Here is a 15,810-nt window from a genome sequence, read left to right as displayed (position 1 = left end):
TGCCGGTTATCGCGCTGCGAGCCAGTGCTGCGCGGCGAGCTGGATGGCGTCCCATGGGCTGCCAAGGGGTGGGGTGTAGGCGAGGTCCAGGTCGAGGAGTTGTTCGACGGTGAGGCCGGTCTGCAGCGCGACGGCGTACGTGTCGACGCGCTTGGCGATTTCGGCGCCGTGGGTGCCGACGAGTTGGGCGCCGAGTAGCCGGCCGGAGTTGCGGTCTCCGGTGAGGCGGATCTGGATCGGCGTGGCGCCAGGGTAGTAGCGCTTGTGGTCGTCGGCGGTGGTCTGCACGGTCAGCGGTTTGTATCCGGCGCCGGCCGCCTCCTCGTCGCGGAGTCCGGTCGCGGCGACAACCCGGTTGAAGACACGGACAACCTGGGTGCCGACGATCCCTGCGAACTCCTTGTCTCCGCCGACCGCGTTCTCTCCCGCGACCCGGCCTTGTTTGTGCGCGGTCGTCCCAAGCGGAACATACGTCGGTTCCGGTAGCAGTGCGTGGTGCGTGTGAACACAGTCACCGGCCGCCCAGATGTCGGGGAGGTTGGTGCGCATCTGGCGGTCGACGATGATCGTGCCGCGGTCGTTGACCTGTACGCCGGCCGATACGGCTAGCGCACTCGATGGTGTGACACCGCTGACGACCAGTACGGCGTCGGCCGCGCGCTTACCGTCGGCGGCGACGACGGCGAGTTGGCTGCCGTCGCGGATGATCTCAGTGACTGCGGTCCCACTGGTCACCTCGACGCCGTGACTCCGGAGCTCGGTGGCGATCTCGTCGGCGAGCTCGCGGTCGAGAGTCCGGGGCAGGACGCTGTCGAGGCGTTCGAGCACGGTGACGCCGATGCCGCGGGTGGTGAGTGCCTCGGCCATCTCGATGCCGATGTAGCCGGCGCCGATGATGACCACGTGTCGCGCATTACGTCGTTCAAGATCGGCATCGAGTTCGCGGGCTTCGTCCATGGTGTGCAGTAGATGGACGCCGTCTGCGGGTCCGAGGGTTTCGAGGCCGCCGATCGGTGGGCGGAGCGGTTCGGCGCCGGTCCCGATCACCAGGCGGTCGTAGCTGAACTCGGCGCTGCCGTCAGCGGTCGATGCGGTGACGACCTCGCGGGCTGGATCGATCGCGGTGACCGTGTGGTCGATCCGGACCTGGATGCCGGTGGCCTCGATCTCGTCGAGGGTCCGGTGGGCCAGGTCGTGCCAGTCCGGGACCTCACCGGAGAGGTGGTAGGGGATCCCGCAGATGGAGAAGTTCGGGTACGCGTCGGCGACCAGCATCGTGACCGTGCTGTCCGGTGAGACCTCCCGCGCCCGCAGCGCCGCGCTGATGCCTGCGTCGGAGCCGCCCACCACCAGAATCTGCATCGTCCCAACTCCCGTCGTCACCGGTGACTTGCCTCAGGCAAACAAACCGCGGCAACGCGCGGTTCCCCGGCGGGACATCATTGGGCAAACTCCTGGTCGACAGCTGGTGCCGACGCAGGCTTCGGCGGAACCCTGAACTGGTAGCCGACGCGGCGGATCACCTTGATCCAGGGCGAGCCCTGGTCGTCGTCCATGAGTCGTTTGCGCAGCCGCATCATGTGCACGTTGAGCGTGTTGCTGCGGACTGTGACGCCCCTGCCCCAGACCGCGTCGAGAAGCTCCTGCCGCGTCACCAGCTCGCCAGGACGCTCGGCGAAGAAGCGCAGGATCAGGAACTCCATGTGCGGCAGCTCGACCTGGCGCCCGTCGAGCCACATCTGGGGTACGGCGCCGTCGACGCGGAGGCGACCGAGGTCGAGGGCCATGGGCCGCAGATCGACCTGGTTCGGCACCGGAGCGAGCGAGTTGATCAGGGCCAGGAGTTCGCGGACCCGGTACGGGCGTGGGACCACGGCGCTGGCACCGGCGTCGCTGGCCCGACTGGTGAACTCGTTGCAGCCTGCGTCCGCGCCGACGACGATCGGCTGCTGCGGATCGTCGGTGCGCACGATGGTGAGGAACTCGATGGGGTCAAGGCGTCCGGCGCAGGGGCCGAGGATGACGACATCCGGGCAGAGCTTGCCGACGTGCAGCAGTGCCTCCGCTGCGTCGGCGCAGGTGTGGATGTCGAACGGCTGGCCGGCCGCCGCGGCCAGGAGTTCGTCGACGTCGGCGCCGTGATCGACGACCAGCACCGAGATGCGGACCTGCAGCTTCCGGTGGGCCGGCTGACCGGACCGTCGGCGCGGGTGGACGTGGGCCGGTTCCGGGGCGTTCATCATCGGGGCGGTCATTGCGATCAGCCGAACCGGCCGGTGATGTAGGCCTCGGTGCGTTTGTCGGACGGGTTGCCGAAGATCTTGCTGGTGTTGTCGAACTCGACCAGCCGGCCGGTGCGCTGTCCGTGTTCGTCGGCGGCTGCGGTGAAGAACGCCGTACGGTGGGAGACGCGGGCGGCCTGCTGCATGTTGTGGGTGACGATGATGATCGTGTAGGTCTTGGCCAGTTCGACCATCAGGTCCTCGATCTTCGCGGTGGCGATCGGGTCCAGCGCCGAGCACGGTTCGTCCATCAGGATGACTTCGGGGCTGGTGGCGATGGTGCGGGCGATGCAGAGCCGCTGCTGCTGCCCGCCCGACAGCCCGTAGGCGCTCTGCTTGAGTTTGTCCTTCACCTCGTCCCACAAGGCCGCGCCGTGGAGGGACTGCTCGACCACCTCGTCCATGTTCTTGGGTTTCATTCCGGTGACGCGGGGGCCGTAGGCGACGTTGTCGTAGATCGATTTGGGGAACGGGTTCGGTTTCTGGAAAAGCATGCCGATCCGGCGCCGTACCTCGATCACGTCGACGCTCGGGTCGTACATGTCGACGCCGTGGAACGTGACGTTGCCCATGACGTGTGCGCCGGGGACGAGGTCGTTCATCCGGTTCAGGCAACGGAGGACAGTCGACTTGCCGCAGCCCGAGGGGCCGATCAGCGCGGTGATCTCCTTGCTGCCGAAGACCATGTCGACACCCGAGACGGCGAGGAACTTGTCGTAGTAGACCTCGAGGTCGCTCAACTCGATCACGCCGTCGGGTTCTGCCAGGGGCGATCGGTGGTTGCCGCGGTCGGTGAGTTCGACGTGGATCTCGTGCGGAGCGCCAGGTGCGCCGGCGGTCTGCGGCACGGTGGCAAGGTCTGTTTCTGCGTTCGTCATGGGCTGGTCTCCCGAGGTGGTCATGGTCACCAGCGACGCTGGTAGCGGTTGCGCAGCCAGATCGCGACGGCGTTCATGGCCAGCAGGACGGCGATGAGGAGCAGGATGGCGGCGTACGCGAGGTCGCGGAACGCGTCGCGGTCCTGCGGGACGAGGTTGTAGATCTGCACCGGCAACGTCGTGTACTTCGAGAGCACGCCGTCGGGGTTGAAGGTGACGAACGTGGTGGCACCGACGAGGATCAGCGGTGCCGCCTCGCCGATAGCTCGCGACATCGCCAGGATCGAGCCGGTTGCGATACCCGGTACGGCGGCCGGCAGCACCTGGCGCCAGGTCGTTTGCCACTCGGTCGCGCCGAGCGCGAGGGAACCATCACGGATCTCGCGCGGTACCGCCCGCATCGCTTCCCTGGTGGTGATGATGATGACCGGAAGGATCAGCAGGGCCAGCGCGATGCCACCGGCCATCACGACCGCGCCGATCGACACCGGGCCACGGACGACGAATCCGAGGGTGAGGATCCCGTAGATCACGGCTGGAACGGCGGCCAAGTTCTGGATGTTGAGCTCGATCGCCCGGTTCCACCACCTCGCCGGGTTCGCGTACTCCTCCAGGTAGACGGCGGCGGCGATGCCGAGTGGCAGTGCGATCAGGGCGGTCATCGCGCCGACCCAGAGGGTGCCGAGCAAGGCGGACTGCACCCCGGCCGTCTCCGGGCGGATTTTCGATGGCTGGTGCGTGATCAGATTCGCGTCGAAGCGGGCGAACCCCTTTTGCACGATCACGGCGAGGATGAAGAACAGGAACACACAGATCAGTGCCAGGCACAGCCAGAGGACCGCCGCGAACACCGCCGAGGCAATGTCTCGACGTCGGCCGCGCGTCAGCGTGGTGCGGGTCGCGGTTGCTGTGGTCATCAGTAGACCTGCCTGTACTTGCGCACCAATCGGATGCTGGCCAGGTTGATCAGGAACGTGATCGCAAACAGCAGAGCGCCCACCGCGAACAACGAGTAGTAGACCGGCGAGCCCTGAGGCGCGTCGCCGCTGGCGACCTGGGCGATGAAGCCGGTCATCGTCTGTGCGCCCTCACGGGGATCGAAGGTCAGTTGAGCCCGGCTGCCGGCGGCGATGGTGACGATCATGGTTTCGCCGACGGCCCGGGAGAACCCGAGCACGATCGCCGCGACGATCCCGGACAGCGCGGCTGGGAACACCACCCGCAGCGTGGTCTTCATCCGATTCGCTCCGAGGGCGTACGACCCCTGTCGCAGGGCCAGCGGTACCGCGGACATCGCGTCCTCACCGAGTGACGCGATCGTCGGGACGATCATGAATCCCATCACGATGCCCGGCGAGAGCATGTTGTGGATGGTGTCGAATCGCACCAAATGCCCCAGGATCGGCGTGAAGATCGTCAGCGCGAGGAATCCGTAGACGACCGTTGGGATGCCGGCCAGCACTTCAAGCACTGGTTTGAGCACCTTGCGCACCCGCTCGGAGGCGTACTCGCTCAGATAGATCGCCGCCCCCAGTCCCAGCGGTATGGCGACGGCCAGGGCGATCAGCGTCACGATCAGGGTGGCGACAACCAGAGGCAGGACGCCCCACGCCTTGTCGGTCCAGCTGAACTTGTCGCCGAAGCCACCTGTCCACTCCGTCCCGGTCAGGAACTTGCCGAGTCCGACGTGGGTGAAGAACGTGACACTGGGCGCGAGGAGTGATACCACAATGCCGATCGTCACCGCGACCGACAGCCAGGCCGCCGCGATCAGGAGAGCCTTGATGATCCGCTCGCCGACGCGCGCATTCTGTTGACGCAGGTCGACCATCGGCCCACGCCAGGCCGGCGGCCGGCCGCTCCCCCCGGAGAGACCGGCCGCAGTCGCTGAAGTGGGGCTCACTGACCGGCCTTGGCCTTCAGGGCGTCGAGCTCGGTCTTGGCCTTCGCCTTCTGTGGGTCGGTCAGCGGAATGAACTTCGCCGCCTCGACGATCTCCTGGTTCTTCTCCAGGTAGAACTCCACGAACTTGAGGACCTGCGCCTTCTTCAGACCCGCGTCGGACGGGTAGATGAACAACGGCCGGGACAGCGGCGAGTAGCTGCCGTCCTGCGCGGCCTCGACCGAGGGGCCGACGCAACCCTTGCCGCTGTCGATCTTCAGCGCCTTCAGCTTGTCCTCGTTCTCCTCGAAGTACGAGTAGCCGAAGTACCCGAGCGCACCCTTGGCGCCGGCCACACCCTGGACGGTGACGTTGTCGTCCTCACTCGGGTTGTAGTCGGTCCGGCTGTCGCCCTCCTTGCCGTTGATCACTCCGGTGAAGTAGTCGAAAGTTCCAGAGTCCGACCCCGCGCCGTACAACGGAAGTGGCTCGTTGGGGAACTTCGGGTCGATCTGGTTCCAGGTCTTGACCTTCGAGCCCGGCTCCCACATCTTCCTGAGCTGGGCAACGGTCAGGCAGTCGACCCAGTCGTTGTCCTTGTTCACGACGACGGTGAGCGCGTCGTTGGCGACCTGCAGCTCGGAGAAGGAGATGCCCTTGGCATCGCACAGCTTCTTCTCCTCCGGCTTGATCGGCCGCGACGCGTCGGAGATATCCGTCTCGCCGGCACAGAACTTCTTGAACCCTCCACCGGTGCCGGAGGTGCCAACGGCGACGTCGACGTCCTTCTGCTCCTCCTTGAAGAGCTCCCCGGCCGCGGCAGTGAGGGGCTCGACGGTACTCGAGCCATCGGCGACTACCTGACCGGACAGTGCCGCCGCACCGCCGCTGTCACCGGAGGCGGAGTCGTTGTTGTTCCCACCGCAGGCGGACAACGCGAGCAGGGCAGCCGCCGAGACGGCGAGGTAACGCATGTGCTTGACCGGGCGGATGACCACCGGGCAACCCTCCAAGTAGTAGGTCCCGGCAAGCCGGGACACCGCGAGCTGTCACGCGTCCACGCAACAACTAGATCGAAGAGTTTCGATGTAAACGCCAGGTGAACAGATGGTGATCAATTCACGCTAGATAGACGAATGTCGATGTATCCGCCGCGACTCGTGATCAGTCTGCTCCGATCCGTAGCGCCTCGGCTTCCGTTCACCTGATGGTCACCGGCTGGCCACGGGTCACTACATAGATGAACCACAATGTAGTTGTTAGCGTCGCGGCGACCGCTTCGACTTCCACGAGGAGACGCTTCATGACGCTCGCTGACGAGCCGCGCCGGCTGCTGCCGCTGGCCGACGGCCATGGTGGCCGCAGTTCGATGACCTGTCTCTACCGGTGCGGGAACGCCTGCGCGCACCCGGCACCGAACACCTCCGACAATGCGTACTTCGGTGACGCCGTGAAGGCTGAGGTGTCCCGCCGGGGCATCTTCAAGGCCGGCGCGGTTGGCGCCTTCGTGATCGGGGCGGGTGCGGCAGGCGCCGTACCCGCCGCTGCCGCCCCGGTCGGCTCCGCTGTCCCCGGCTCGTCGGCGTTGGGAGGCGGCCCATCCGGCGCTGGGCTGACCTTCAAGGCGATCCCGCCGAACACCCTGGACGCTGTGATCGTCCCCAATGGGTACGACGAGAAGGTCCTGATCCGGTGGGGTGAACCGATCCTGCCGGGCGCACCGGCGTTCGACATCGACAAGCAGAGCCCGGCCGCGCAGGCCGGCCAGTTCGGCTATAACAACGACTTCCTGGTCGTCGTGCCGCTCGACCGGAAGTTCACCCGGGGCCTGTTGGTGGTGAACCACGAGTACACCAACGAGGAGCTGATGTTCCGCGGCTACGCGGGCGGTGCCACGGCGACGGTGCGGCAGATGCAGATCGCCCTGGCGGCGCACGGCATGAGCGTGGTCGAGGTCGAACGCGGCGGGCGCACGGGGGAGTGGCGCGTCGTGTCCCACGGCCGGCGCGCCTACAACCGCCGGCTGACCGGCTACACGCCGATGAACTTCACCGGCCCCGCGGCGGGGTCGCCGTTGCTGCGGACGGCTGCGGACCCTCGCGGCGTACGGGTCCTCGGTTCGCTGAACAACTGCTCGGGTGGGCTCACGCCGTGGGGGACCGTGCTGTCCGGCGAGGAGAACTTCAACCAGTACTTCGTCGGTGGCGACGGCGCACCGGCAGGCGCCAGGCCCGCGCTCTCGCGCTACGGCATTGACGTGAGTAAGCGCTACCCGTCGGGGAGCCGCTACTGGGACAAGGCGGACGAGCGCTTCGACGTCTCCAAGAACCCACAGGAGCCCAACCGGTTCGGCTGGATCATGGAGGTCGACCCCTACGACCCGCACTCGACGCCGCGGAAGCACACCGCACTCGGTCGGTTCAAGCATGAAGGTGCCGCACTCGTCGTGGCGAAGACCGGTCAGGTGGCCGCATACATGGGTGACGACGAGCGCTTCGACTACATGTACAAGTTCGTGTCCGACCGCAAGCTCCGGAATGGGGACTCGAAGGGCGATCGGGAGAACAACAGGCGCCTGCTGGAGTCGGGCAGCCTGTATGTCGCCAAGCTCGGCTTCACCAGTGCCGGGGAGATCGACGGTACCGGCAAGCTGCCGAGCGACGGCGCGTTCAACGGCACCGGCACGTGGATTCCGTTGACCCGTGGTGGCAAGTCGATGGTCGCTGGAATGGCGATCGACGAGGTGCTCGTGCACACCCGCCTCGCCGCCGACACAGCCGGCGCGACCAAGATGGACCGGCCCGAGGACATCGAGGTCAGCAAGCTGACGGGCAAGGTCTACGTCGCGCTGACGAACAACAGCAACCGTGGAGCCGCTGGTCAGGCTGTGCCGGACGAGGCCAACCCGCGCAACAGCAACAAGCACGGTCAGATCCTCGAGATCGTCGAGGACGGCGGGAACCACGCCAGCGAGACCTTCACCTGGTCGCTGCCGATCGTCTGCGGTGACCCTGCGGATCCGGCGACGTACTTCGCCGGCTACGACAAGACGAAAGTCTCGCCGATGTCGTGCCCGGACAACCTCGACTTCGATGCCCACGGCAACCTGTGGATCTCTACCGACGGCAACGCGCTGGTGGACCACGCCGGTACGAACTTCAACGACGGTCTGTTCGCGGTTGCGGTCGAAGGACCGGAACGGGGTAAGGCGAAGCAGTTCCTGTCGGTTCCGCACGGTGCCGAGCAGGCGTCGGCGTACGTCGTACCGGACAACAAGTCGGTGGTTGTGTCGGTGCAGCACCCGGGTGAGATCACCGGCGCCTCGGTGGACAATCCGGCGAGCACCTGGCCGGACGGCGACTTCGCGCGGCCTGCGGTGGTCGTCACCTGGCGCCCCGATGGCGGCGAGATCGGCGCCTGACACCGATGCTTTCTGACCGGTCGCCCCGCTGCCCGTGGTCGGGGCGGCCGGTTTCAGTTCTGTACGGGTGTCTGGTGATGAACATATTCGGCGCCAATACGTTTTCTGTGCCGGTGGCGATCTACACTTCAGTGGTGAGTACCCGTCAAAGCGCCGCGAGAGTCGGTGTGTCGAGCAACGAGAGTGCTCACTCTGTGACCGGCGTCGCGATCGATCGCGACGAGGCCGAGCGGCTGGCCGTCGTCCTCAAGGCGCTGTCCGATCCGACCCGCCTGCAGTTGCTTGCGATGATCGAGTCGAGCACGAACGGCGAAGCCTGTGTCAACGACTTGACCGAGCCGCTCGACCTCAGCCAGCCGACGATCAGTCACCACCTGAAAATCCTCGTCACCGCGGGGATTCTGCACCGCGAGAAGCGCGGACTCTGGTCGTGGTACTCGATCGTCCCGGAGCAACTGCAGACCCTGCGCGCTCTCCTTCCCGGACCCACGTTCCTGCAGAACGGCCGCTAGCTTCGGCGCATGAGCGCTTTGACCACGTAGGCCGCGTCGCGCGCGACGCCACGCAGCGTGTTCGACGAGAAGGATCGCTGGAACTCCAGTCCGAGGTAGACGAGCCTGGGGTGGGTCAGTGAAACGCCGTGTTTGTGTAGCGGTATCCCGGTGTCGTCGAGTGCACCGAGGGTGTGCAGGTACGGGAGGTTCGGTCGATAACCCGTCGCCAGGATGATGGCGTCGACGGGCTCCTGACTGCCATCGGTCCAGATGATCTGGTCGCCGTCGAATCGCGTGAACATCGGCCGCTGGTCGAGCAGGCCGGAGTCGAGTGCGTTGCGGTAGATGCCGGTGTCGAAGACGGGGGTGCCGCGGATGAGCTTGCCCAGCACCGACGGCGGCAGGAGGTCCAGTCGGAGTGTGTGCAGCCAGTAGTGCATGTCGTGGCCGCCGCGGACTTGGGGTACGAACTGGACTGGGCGTCGTACCGCCAGAGTCACGTTGGCGACCTCGGCGAGCTCGTAGGCGACCTGGATCGCGGAGTTTCCGGCGCCGACCACGACGACCCGCTGGCCGGCGTACTGCTTGGGGCTGCGGTAGCCCGCCACGTGCAGGAGCTGTCCGTCGAAGCTGCCCGGGATCGTTGGAATGTGCGGGTTGGCGAACGATCCGCTGGCGCAGATGACACCGGCCGCCTGGAACTCCTCTCCGGTGTCGGTCCGTACGACGAAGCCCGGGCCGTCCTGTTCGACGGCCGTGGCGCGTGTGTTGGTGTGGATCTCGGAATCGAGGCGCAAGGTGATCCGCTCGAGATAGGCGACCACCTCGTCCCTGGTCGGGTAGCGATCCGAGTCACCAGGGAACGGCGTACCGGGGAACCCGCTGTATCGGGCGGGGGAGAAGAGTTTCAGGCTGTCGTAGTAGTCCGGCCAGGATCCGACCGTCCGATCGCCGGCCTCCAGGAGCACAGGGCGCAGCCCGGCGTCACGGACCGCCAACGCGCCGGCAAGCCCGGACTGCCCGCCGCCGATGATCACAACAGAGTCAGGTGTGGAAGTCATGTGCCGAACATATCGTAATATCCCGATATGACGAAACGACGATATTGGCTAGTCTGGACACCATGGCAGAGCGCGTTGGGGGAGCAGACACGCAGGCAGCCGCCAGCGCCCCCGGGGAACCGGTCGAGCTCCGAGCCGCCACCCACGACTTCCTCAAGGCCCTGTCGAGCCCGACCCGCCAGCGCATCCTGCTCCTCTTCGCCCGAGGCGCCGAACTCTCCGTCAACGAGGTCGCAGACCAGGCCGGCATCGGCCAATCCACCGCCTCCCAGCAACTGGACCTCCTCCGCCGCGGCGGCATCGTCACCTCCCGCCGAGAAGGCAAAACAGTCCTCTACCGAGCCGACAAAGACGGCGCCTCGGCTGCCCTGTCAGACCTTCAGACGTACCTGAAGAACTGCTGCTGAGTGCAGGGGTCTGTCAGGTCTTGTGTAGGAGTCCTGGCTCGGGTGAGGCGCTCGAGAGTGCGATCTAGCCATTGGGTGCGTACATGATCATGCCAACGTCGAGGAGGCAGATGACGGCTCCGGCGAGGTCGTAGCGGTCGGTTCGGAATCCGTCGAGCAAGACGCCCCAAAGCAGCGATCCGGCGACGAAGATGCCGCCGTAGGCGGCGAGGATCCAGCCGAAGTTGGGGTCGGGCTGGAAGGTGGTGACGAAGCCGTAGGCGCCGAGCGCGGCATGCCGCGGGCGAGGTCGGCGTCGGTCTCGGCGTGCAGGCGGCGGTGCAGCTTGTCGACCACGCGGTCGAACATCGCGATCATCTGCTCTGGCCCGAGCGTATTCCCCGCGACGTACGACCCGAGGAAGTTGATCACATCAAACGGCTTGGTTCCCGCGTTCAGCAGCCGCGCGTATCCCCGGCTGACCAAGCCGGCAGCCGCCCGAACAGCCGAACCAACCTGAGCAGTGCCTGGATGATCAGATACCCAAGCAGCATGTGAAACAGCAGTTGCTGGTTGTCCCATCCGTGTGCCGCTGGTCGGTCTCCGCAGACTTGACGCATCCGCATGATTTACGAGGTGGTGAAAGTCTTGTCGAGCGCGTTCGAGTTCGCTGTGCACCTGGCTCTTGCCCATCGTCGTTCACCGCGGTGTCGAGGTGATCAGGCTGTTGTCGCGCGCCGGTAGCGGAGTACGGCCGTGGGGATGGTGAGTGCAAGCAGCCCGGCAATCCAGACGAAGGCATGTGCGACAGGCTCGGCGGTCGGGCCGCCGAGGACGAGGGCGCGTAGGGCATCGACGATGACCGTGATCGGGTTGATCTCGGCGAAGGTCTGCAGCCAGTTGGGCATCGTGGCGACCGGTACGAAGGTCGAGCTCGTGAACACCAGGACGATGACAGGCATCAGGCCGATGAGGCCAGCCGACTCGGCGTCGTGAACGAGCAGCCCGATCAGCGCGTTGATCCAGGAGAAGACGATGCCGACCAGGACTGTCAGCCCGATGGCGGCTGCTGCAGCTGGGGCGCCGGCATGGAAGCGGAATCCGATACTCGCTGCGACTCCGGTCATCAACAGTACGACGAAAACGTTGCGGACGGCATCGGCCAGGGTCCGCCCGGCGAGGACGGCCGAGCGAGTCATCGGCAGCGCGCGGAACCGGTCGATCATCCCGGTAGCGAGATCATCGGCGATCGCCACGCCGGTCTGTGAGGCGCCGAAGGCGATGGTCAGCACGAAAAGCCCAGGCAGGAGGAAGTCGACGTACCTGGTGACGCCTGGGGGGTGGATCGCGCCACCGAACACATAGGTGAACAGCAGCACGAACAGAACGGGCTGCACGGTGGCGAACGCTATGAGGGTCGGCAGCCTGAGAAGTCGGCAGAGGTTCCGTCCAGAGATCACAGCAACGTCGCCCAGGAGCCAGCGCACTCCTCGAGTGACGGGCGCTTCTGGTGCAGGGCCTGAGACGACGCGCGTGGTGGTCGGGGTCATCGCGGACTCCGGATCTCGGCAAGGTTCGCGGTGTCGGTCGCAGACTGCCCGGTGAGGGTGAAGAAGACGTCGTCTAGTGACGGGCGGCGAAGCGCCAGCTCGGTCACTGGTACGCCGTATGTCCTCAAGCGAGTCACGACGGCTGCAACCGCGTCCAGCCCGTCGCTGATCGGCAGCACCATCGTGCCCTCGACCTTGTCGATCATCGGAGAGGCGGAAGCCAACTCCGCGAGTTCGGCGGCCAGCGCGTCCGGATCGGCACCTGGTGGGATCCGCAGTTCCACTCGATCGCCACCAACCAGTGCCTTGAGTTCGTCCGCGGTACCGGTCGCGATCAGCCGACCAGTGTCGATCACTGCGATAGTGTCGGCGAGTTGGTCGGCTTCCTCCAGGTACTGCGTCGTGAGCAGCACCGTTGTGCCCTCCGACGCCAATGTGGAGATCGTCGACCACAGTCCGATCCGGCCGCGCGGGTCGAGGCCCGTGGTCGGCTCGTCGAGGAACAGCACGGACGGCCGCCTCAGCAAGCTCGCCGCCAGATCGAGCCGTCGCCGCATTGCACCCGAGTAGCCGCGAACAACACGATCTGCCGCGGAGGCGAGCTCGACCGTGTCCAGCAGTTCGTCTGTTCGCTGAGCCGCATGTCTGCGGCTCACGCCTCTATGCCCGGTGAGGTACGCCGCCAGCTCCCTCACAGCTCCGTCAGACGTTCGCAAACGACGATCACGGTCGAGTAGCGCCGAGAGACAAACGTGCAGGTCAGAGGCCGATTTGGCTCCTGGCCATGGATCGCCGTCGAGGCAGCAAAAGATCTGCAGCATCTTCGAAGGCCCCTCCGCGCGCCATGAGGTTTCAGGTGAAGCAGGGATGCATTCAAGGGTGTGCCCCCGCCGGCAGGGGTGGGGGCACAGGTTGGGTACGGCGGCTGACCGGGGCGGAGGCTCGGTCGCCGGGGCGTCAGTGGTGGGTGACCAGGGCGTGGGCGGGGGTGGCGTCGTGGGGGAGGGGTTCGGTGTGGATGGTGGCGGAGGTGAGGCGGCGTACGCCGTGGACAAGGTCGTGTTCGACCTGGTGGCTGAGGTGGTGGGCGTCGACCAGTGACAGGTCGGTGTCGACGGTGATGCTGGCCTCCGCGCGGAGGGAGTGGCCGAGCCAGCGCAGTTGGACGCCGGACACGTCGACGACGCCGGGGGTGGAGCGGATGACCTGTTCGGTCTGGTCGACCAGAGCGGGGTCTACGGCGTCCATCAGGCGGCGGTAGACCTCGCGGGCGGCGTCGCGCAGGACGAAGAGGATGGCGATCGTGATGAGCAGGCCGATGATCGGGTCGGCGAGCGGGAAGCCGAGCCAGGCGCCGGCGGCGCTGAAGACGACGGCCAGGCTGGTGAAGCCGTCCGTGCGGGCGTGCAGACCGTCGGCGACCAGGGCTGCGGAACCGATCCGGCGGCCGGTGCGGATCCGGTACTGGGCGACGACCTCGTTGCCGATGAAGCCGACCACGCCGGCAGCGACGAGGACACCGAGGTTGCGGACGTCGCTGGGGTGGATGAAGCGCATGACGGCCTCGTAGCCGGCGTAGGCCGATGACGCGGCGATCAGCACGACCACGATGATGCCGGCGAGGTCTTCGGCGCGGCCGAATCCGTAGGTGTAGCTGCGGGTCGCGAGCCGGCGGCCGACGATGAACGCAATTGCGAGCGGGATCGCGGTGAGCGCGTCGGCATAGTTGTGCAAGGTGTCGCCGAGCAGCGCGACCGAGTTGGTGAGGAACACGACCACTGTCTGGATCAGCGCGGTCAGGATCAGGCCCGCGAAGCTGATCTTCAGGCAGCGCATACCGTCCTTGCTGGCCTCCAGGGCGGAGTCGATCTTGTCGGCGCTGTCGTGCGAGTGCGGGACGAAGATCTCCTTGAGCTTGCCGAGGAACCCGTCGTGGTGGTCGTGGCCGTGACCATGTCCGTGACCATGTCCGTGACCGTGCCCATGACCGGCGTCGTGGCCGGGCGCCTTGTCGTGCCCATGACCGTGGCTGTGCTCCTGGTCGGCGGCGTGCGTACCACCAGGCTTCTCGTCACGCCCGTGCCCATGCCCGTGACCGGCCTCGTGCTCGCCGTGGTCGGGCCCGGATCCGTGGGGGTGCTTGTGCTCGTGTTCCGTGGTGCTCATCGGCTCTCGTGTCCTCTGCTCTGTCAGGTGCCGGTGGCTGGATCGAGGTGGCTCACCGCACCGGGTGCCCGGTGATGTTCGGGAAAGCCCTCGGTGGAGTGCTCGGCGTGGTAGATCGCGTCCTGGACGAGCTGGCCGGCGTGGGAGTTCTCGATCCGGTAGAAGACCTGGTTTCCCTGCTTCCGGGTCCGGACCAGCCGTGCCAGCCGCAGCTTGGCCAGATGCTGGGAGACCCCGGCCGGTGATTTCCCGACCGCGTCGGCCAGGTCGTTCACCGCCATCTCGCCGTCCAGCAGCGCCCAGAGCAGCCGGACCCGGGTGGGGTCGGACAGCATCCGGAAGACCTCCACGGCCAGTGCGACGTGGTCGTCGCCCGGTGTCGATCTGCTTGATTGCGTATCTGCGCGCATACGTAGATACTAAGAAACATCCCGACCCGCCGCAAGGCCACAACGAGGAGGATCCGATGGTGGAAGGCAGACCCGCCCAGTCCGAGCGATTCAGCCCCAGGACCCGCCCGGTGGTGCCGCCGATCCACCACTCGGTGACCTACTTCCTGGACGACGAGGCGTACAAAGACGTCCAGGACGGCGGACTCGACGAGATCTGGTACGGGCGCTTCCGCAACCCCACCGTCGATGTCGCGGCCGACGAGGTACGGCGGCTCGAGGGCGCGGAGGCGGCGTTCATGACGTCGTCCGGGATGGGAGCGATCGCGACAACCTTGCTCACGCTGTTGTCCGCGGGCGACCGCGTGGTGGCCGCGCGGCAGGTGTACGGCGACACGCGGGATCTGCTGGTGCGTGATCTGCCGGCGTGGGGTTTCGACGTCGTTCAGGTGGACGCGATGGACCTGTCGGAGTGGCAGGCAGCGGTGGCCGAGAGTCCGACCGCTGTCGTCTATGTCGAGACACTGGCGAACCCGCAGTTGGATCTCGCGGATCTTCCGGCGATCGCGAGGATCGCGCACGAGGCGGGTGCGCGGCTCGTCGTCGACAACACCTTCGCGACGCCGTACTGCGTGCAGCCGCTGGGACTGGGCGCCGACGTTGTGTTGCACTCGGCAACGAAGTTCCTCAATGGTCACTCGGATGCGATCGCGGGGGTGGTGGCCGGCTCGTTCGAGCTGGTGCGTGAGGTGCAGCGCCGCGTCATCACGTTGGGGACCTGTCTGGATCCCCATGCGGCGTACCTCGTCTGGCGTGGACTGCAGACCTTCGATGTCCGGTTGGCACGTTCCTGTGCCACTGCTCGGGCGCTGGCCGTGGCCCTGGCAGCACGCGATGACGTCGTACATGTTCGCCATCCGTCCTTGCCGGGCTACGAGCGCGCCGAGGTTGCTGGGAGGGTACTGCGCCGGGACGGCGACGAGCTCCGGGCCGGCGGCATGGTCTCGTTCACGGTCGCCGGTGGTGACGAGCGAGCGTTGCGGGTGATGCGGCGACTGCAGGTGGCCTGTGAGGCCACCAGCCTGGGCGGCGTCGAGACCTTGGTCAGTACGCCGTTCAACTCGTCGCACTTCTCGTTGACACCGGACGAGCGCCGGGCTGCACGAATCGACGACGGGATGATCCGGGTGTCATGCGGTGTCGAGCCGGCGGACGTGCTCATCGCCGACTTCCTGCGTGCGCTGGACGAGACGGCCTGATGTCTCGCCTCGTCGACGTTCGAGTGCTCAGGATCGTTCCGA

15 protein-coding genes and 2 pseudogenes are annotated in these 15,810 nt (G+C 66.5%); 4 read left to right on the top strand and 13 right to left on the bottom strand.

Annotated features, from left to right (window positions below; genetic code table 11):
• Window positions 1-6: 6 nt before the first annotated feature.
• From ACZ3HV_RS34090 to ACZ3HV_RS34065, 6 genes are all read right to left on the bottom strand, one after another.
• On the bottom strand, window positions 7-1,362 hold the full coding sequence (locus ACZ3HV_RS34090; RefSeq protein ID WP_465690471.1) for an FAD-dependent oxidoreductase: 1,356 nt from the start codon (window positions 1,360-1,362) through the stop codon (window positions 7-9).
• 77 nt (window positions 1,363-1,439) lie between these two features.
• Window positions 1,440-2,255 carry a response regulator transcription factor gene (locus ACZ3HV_RS34085; RefSeq protein ID WP_465690469.1) on the bottom strand — a complete coding sequence of 272 codons (816 nt, stop codon included), beginning with the start codon at window positions 2,253-2,255 and terminating at the stop codon, window positions 1,440-1,442.
• Between the two features lie 5 nt (window positions 2,256-2,260).
• Window positions 2,261-3,160, bottom strand: a complete 900-nt coding sequence (pstB, locus tag ACZ3HV_RS34080) for a phosphate ABC transporter ATP-binding protein PstB (RefSeq protein WP_465690467.1) — start codon at window positions 3,158-3,160, stop codon at window positions 2,261-2,263.
• Between the two features lie 26 nt (window positions 3,161-3,186).
• On the bottom strand, window positions 3,187-4,077 hold the full coding sequence (pstA, locus tag ACZ3HV_RS34075; protein ID WP_465690465.1) for a phosphate ABC transporter permease PstA: 891 nt from the start codon (window positions 4,075-4,077) through the stop codon (window positions 3,187-3,189).
• Entirely contained in the window at window positions 4,077-4,991 is a 915-nt protein-coding gene (gene pstC / locus ACZ3HV_RS34070) for a phosphate ABC transporter permease subunit PstC (protein ID WP_465690463.1), read from the bottom strand. The genes pstA and pstC overlap by 1 nt, the downstream gene beginning before the upstream one ends.
• A gap of 68 nt (window positions 4,992-5,059) precedes the next feature.
• Window positions 5,060-6,040 carry a PstS family phosphate ABC transporter substrate-binding protein gene (locus ACZ3HV_RS34065; protein ID WP_465690461.1) on the bottom strand — a complete coding sequence of 327 codons (981 nt, stop codon included), beginning with the start codon at window positions 6,038-6,040 and terminating at the stop codon, window positions 5,060-5,062.
• A gap of 305 nt (window positions 6,041-6,345) precedes the next feature.
• On the opposite strand from ACZ3HV_RS34065, the gene ACZ3HV_RS34060 reads away from it, so the two are divergent.
• Both ACZ3HV_RS34060 and ACZ3HV_RS34055 read left to right on the top strand, forming a co-directional pair.
• Entirely contained in the window at window positions 6,346-8,463 is a 2,118-nt protein-coding gene (locus tag ACZ3HV_RS34060; RefSeq protein WP_465690459.1) for a PhoX family protein, read from the top strand.
• Window positions 8,464-8,597: 134 nt separating this feature from the next.
• A complete protein-coding gene (locus tag ACZ3HV_RS34055) occupies window positions 8,598-8,975 on the top strand; it encodes an ArsR/SmtB family transcription factor (RefSeq protein WP_465690458.1) in 378 nt (125 codons plus the stop codon).
• On the opposite strand, the gene ACZ3HV_RS34050 is transcribed toward ACZ3HV_RS34055, so the two are convergent.
• A complete protein-coding gene (locus tag ACZ3HV_RS34050) occupies window positions 8,972-10,018 on the bottom strand; it encodes a flavin-containing monooxygenase (protein WP_465690456.1) in 1,047 nt (348 codons plus the stop codon). The genes ACZ3HV_RS34055 and ACZ3HV_RS34050 overlap by 4 nt on opposite strands.
• 62 nt (window positions 10,019-10,080) lie before the next feature.
• Here ACZ3HV_RS34050 and ACZ3HV_RS34045 point away from each other — a divergent pair, with 62 nt between their 5' ends.
• A complete protein-coding gene (locus tag ACZ3HV_RS34045) occupies window positions 10,081-10,425 on the top strand; it encodes an ArsR/SmtB family transcription factor (protein WP_465690454.1) in 345 nt (114 codons plus the stop codon).
• Between the two features lie 64 nt (window positions 10,426-10,489).
• Here ACZ3HV_RS34045 and ACZ3HV_RS34040 read toward each other — a convergent pair.
• From ACZ3HV_RS34040 to ACZ3HV_RS34015, 6 genes and pseudogenes are all read right to left on the bottom strand, one after another.
• Window positions 10,490-10,696: pseudogene (locus ACZ3HV_RS34040) on the bottom strand (YnfA family protein); the annotation flags it as partial.
• A gap of 53 nt (window positions 10,697-10,749) precedes the next feature.
• Window positions 10,750-11,097, bottom strand: a pseudogene (locus ACZ3HV_RS34035) (hypothetical protein); the annotation flags it as partial.
• 26 nt (window positions 11,098-11,123) lie between these two features.
• Entirely contained in the window at window positions 11,124-11,954 is an 831-nt protein-coding gene (locus ACZ3HV_RS34030; RefSeq protein WP_465690452.1) for an ABC transporter permease, read from the bottom strand.
• Window positions 11,951-12,610: an ATP-binding cassette domain-containing protein gene (locus ACZ3HV_RS34025; protein WP_465690450.1), complete on the bottom strand. Its 660-nt coding sequence runs from the start codon at window positions 12,608-12,610 to the stop codon at window positions 11,951-11,953. Before ACZ3HV_RS34025 ends, ACZ3HV_RS34030 begins: the two co-directional genes overlap by 4 nt.
• Window positions 12,611-12,911: 301 nt before the next feature.
• Window positions 12,912-14,120 (bottom strand): cation diffusion facilitator family transporter, encoded by a 1,209-nt coding sequence (locus ACZ3HV_RS34020; protein WP_465690448.1) that lies wholly within the window; start codon window positions 14,118-14,120, stop codon window positions 12,912-12,914.
• 23 nt (window positions 14,121-14,143) lie between these two features.
• The gene (locus ACZ3HV_RS34015; protein ID WP_465690446.1) at window positions 14,144-14,530 is read right to left on the bottom strand and encodes an ArsR/SmtB family transcription factor; all 387 of its coding nucleotides are present in this window, start codon (window positions 14,528-14,530) and stop codon (window positions 14,144-14,146) included.
• 56 nt (window positions 14,531-14,586) lie between these two features.
• On the opposite strand from ACZ3HV_RS34015, the gene ACZ3HV_RS34010 reads away from it, so the two are divergent.
• Window positions 14,587-15,768 (top strand): trans-sulfuration enzyme family protein, encoded by a 1,182-nt coding sequence (locus ACZ3HV_RS34010; protein ID WP_465690444.1) that lies wholly within the window; start codon window positions 14,587-14,589, stop codon window positions 15,766-15,768.
• The last annotated feature ends 42 nt before the right edge of the window (window positions 15,769-15,810 follow it).

It is taken from the genome of Kribbella sp. NPDC020701, assembly GCF_055562215.1.
The sequence above is the reverse complement of the archived record's forward strand: the minus strand, read 5'-3'. Positions and strand labels throughout refer to the sequence as shown.

Bases quoted from the DNA above. Each gene is read 5' to 3' on its own strand.
- ACZ3HV_RS34060 (WP_465690459.1), top strand. From the start codon at position 6,346: ATGACGCTCGCTGACGAGCCGCGCCGGCTGCTGCCGCTGGCCGACGGC.
- ACZ3HV_RS34045 (WP_465690454.1), top strand. From the start codon at position 10,081: ATGGCAGAGCGCGTTGGGGGAGCAGACACGCAGGCAGCCGCCAGCGCC.
- ACZ3HV_RS34050 (WP_465690456.1), bottom strand. From the start codon at position 10,018: ATGACTTCCACACCTGACTCTGTTGTGATCATCGGCGGCGGGCAGTCC.
- ACZ3HV_RS34020 (WP_465690448.1), bottom strand. From the start codon at position 14,120: ATGAGCACCACGGAACACGAGCACAAGCACCCCCACGGATCCGGGCCC.
- ACZ3HV_RS34030 (WP_465690452.1), bottom strand. From the start codon at position 11,954: ATGACCCCGACCACCACGCGCGTCGTCTCAGGCCCTGCACCAGAAGCG.
- pstB (WP_465690467.1), bottom strand. From the start codon at position 3,160: ATGACGAACGCAGAAACAGACCTTGCCACCGTGCCGCAGACCGCCGGC.
- ACZ3HV_RS34010 (WP_465690444.1), top strand. From the start codon at position 14,587: ATGGTGGAAGGCAGACCCGCCCAGTCCGAGCGATTCAGCCCCAGGACC.
- pstA (WP_465690465.1), bottom strand. From the start codon at position 4,077: ATGACCACAGCAACCGCGACCCGCACCACGCTGACGCGCGGCCGACGT.
- pstC (WP_465690463.1), bottom strand. From the start codon at position 4,991: ATGGTCGACCTGCGTCAACAGAATGCGCGCGTCGGCGAGCGGATCATC.
- ACZ3HV_RS34090 (WP_465690471.1), bottom strand. From the start codon at position 1,362: ATGCAGATTCTGGTGGTGGGCGGCTCCGACGCAGGCATCAGCGCGGCG.
- ACZ3HV_RS34015 (WP_465690446.1), bottom strand. From the start codon at position 14,530: ATGCGCGCAGATACGCAATCAAGCAGATCGACACCGGGCGACGACCAC.
- ACZ3HV_RS34085 (WP_465690469.1), bottom strand. From the start codon at position 2,255: ATGACCGCCCCGATGATGAACGCCCCGGAACCGGCCCACGTCCACCCG.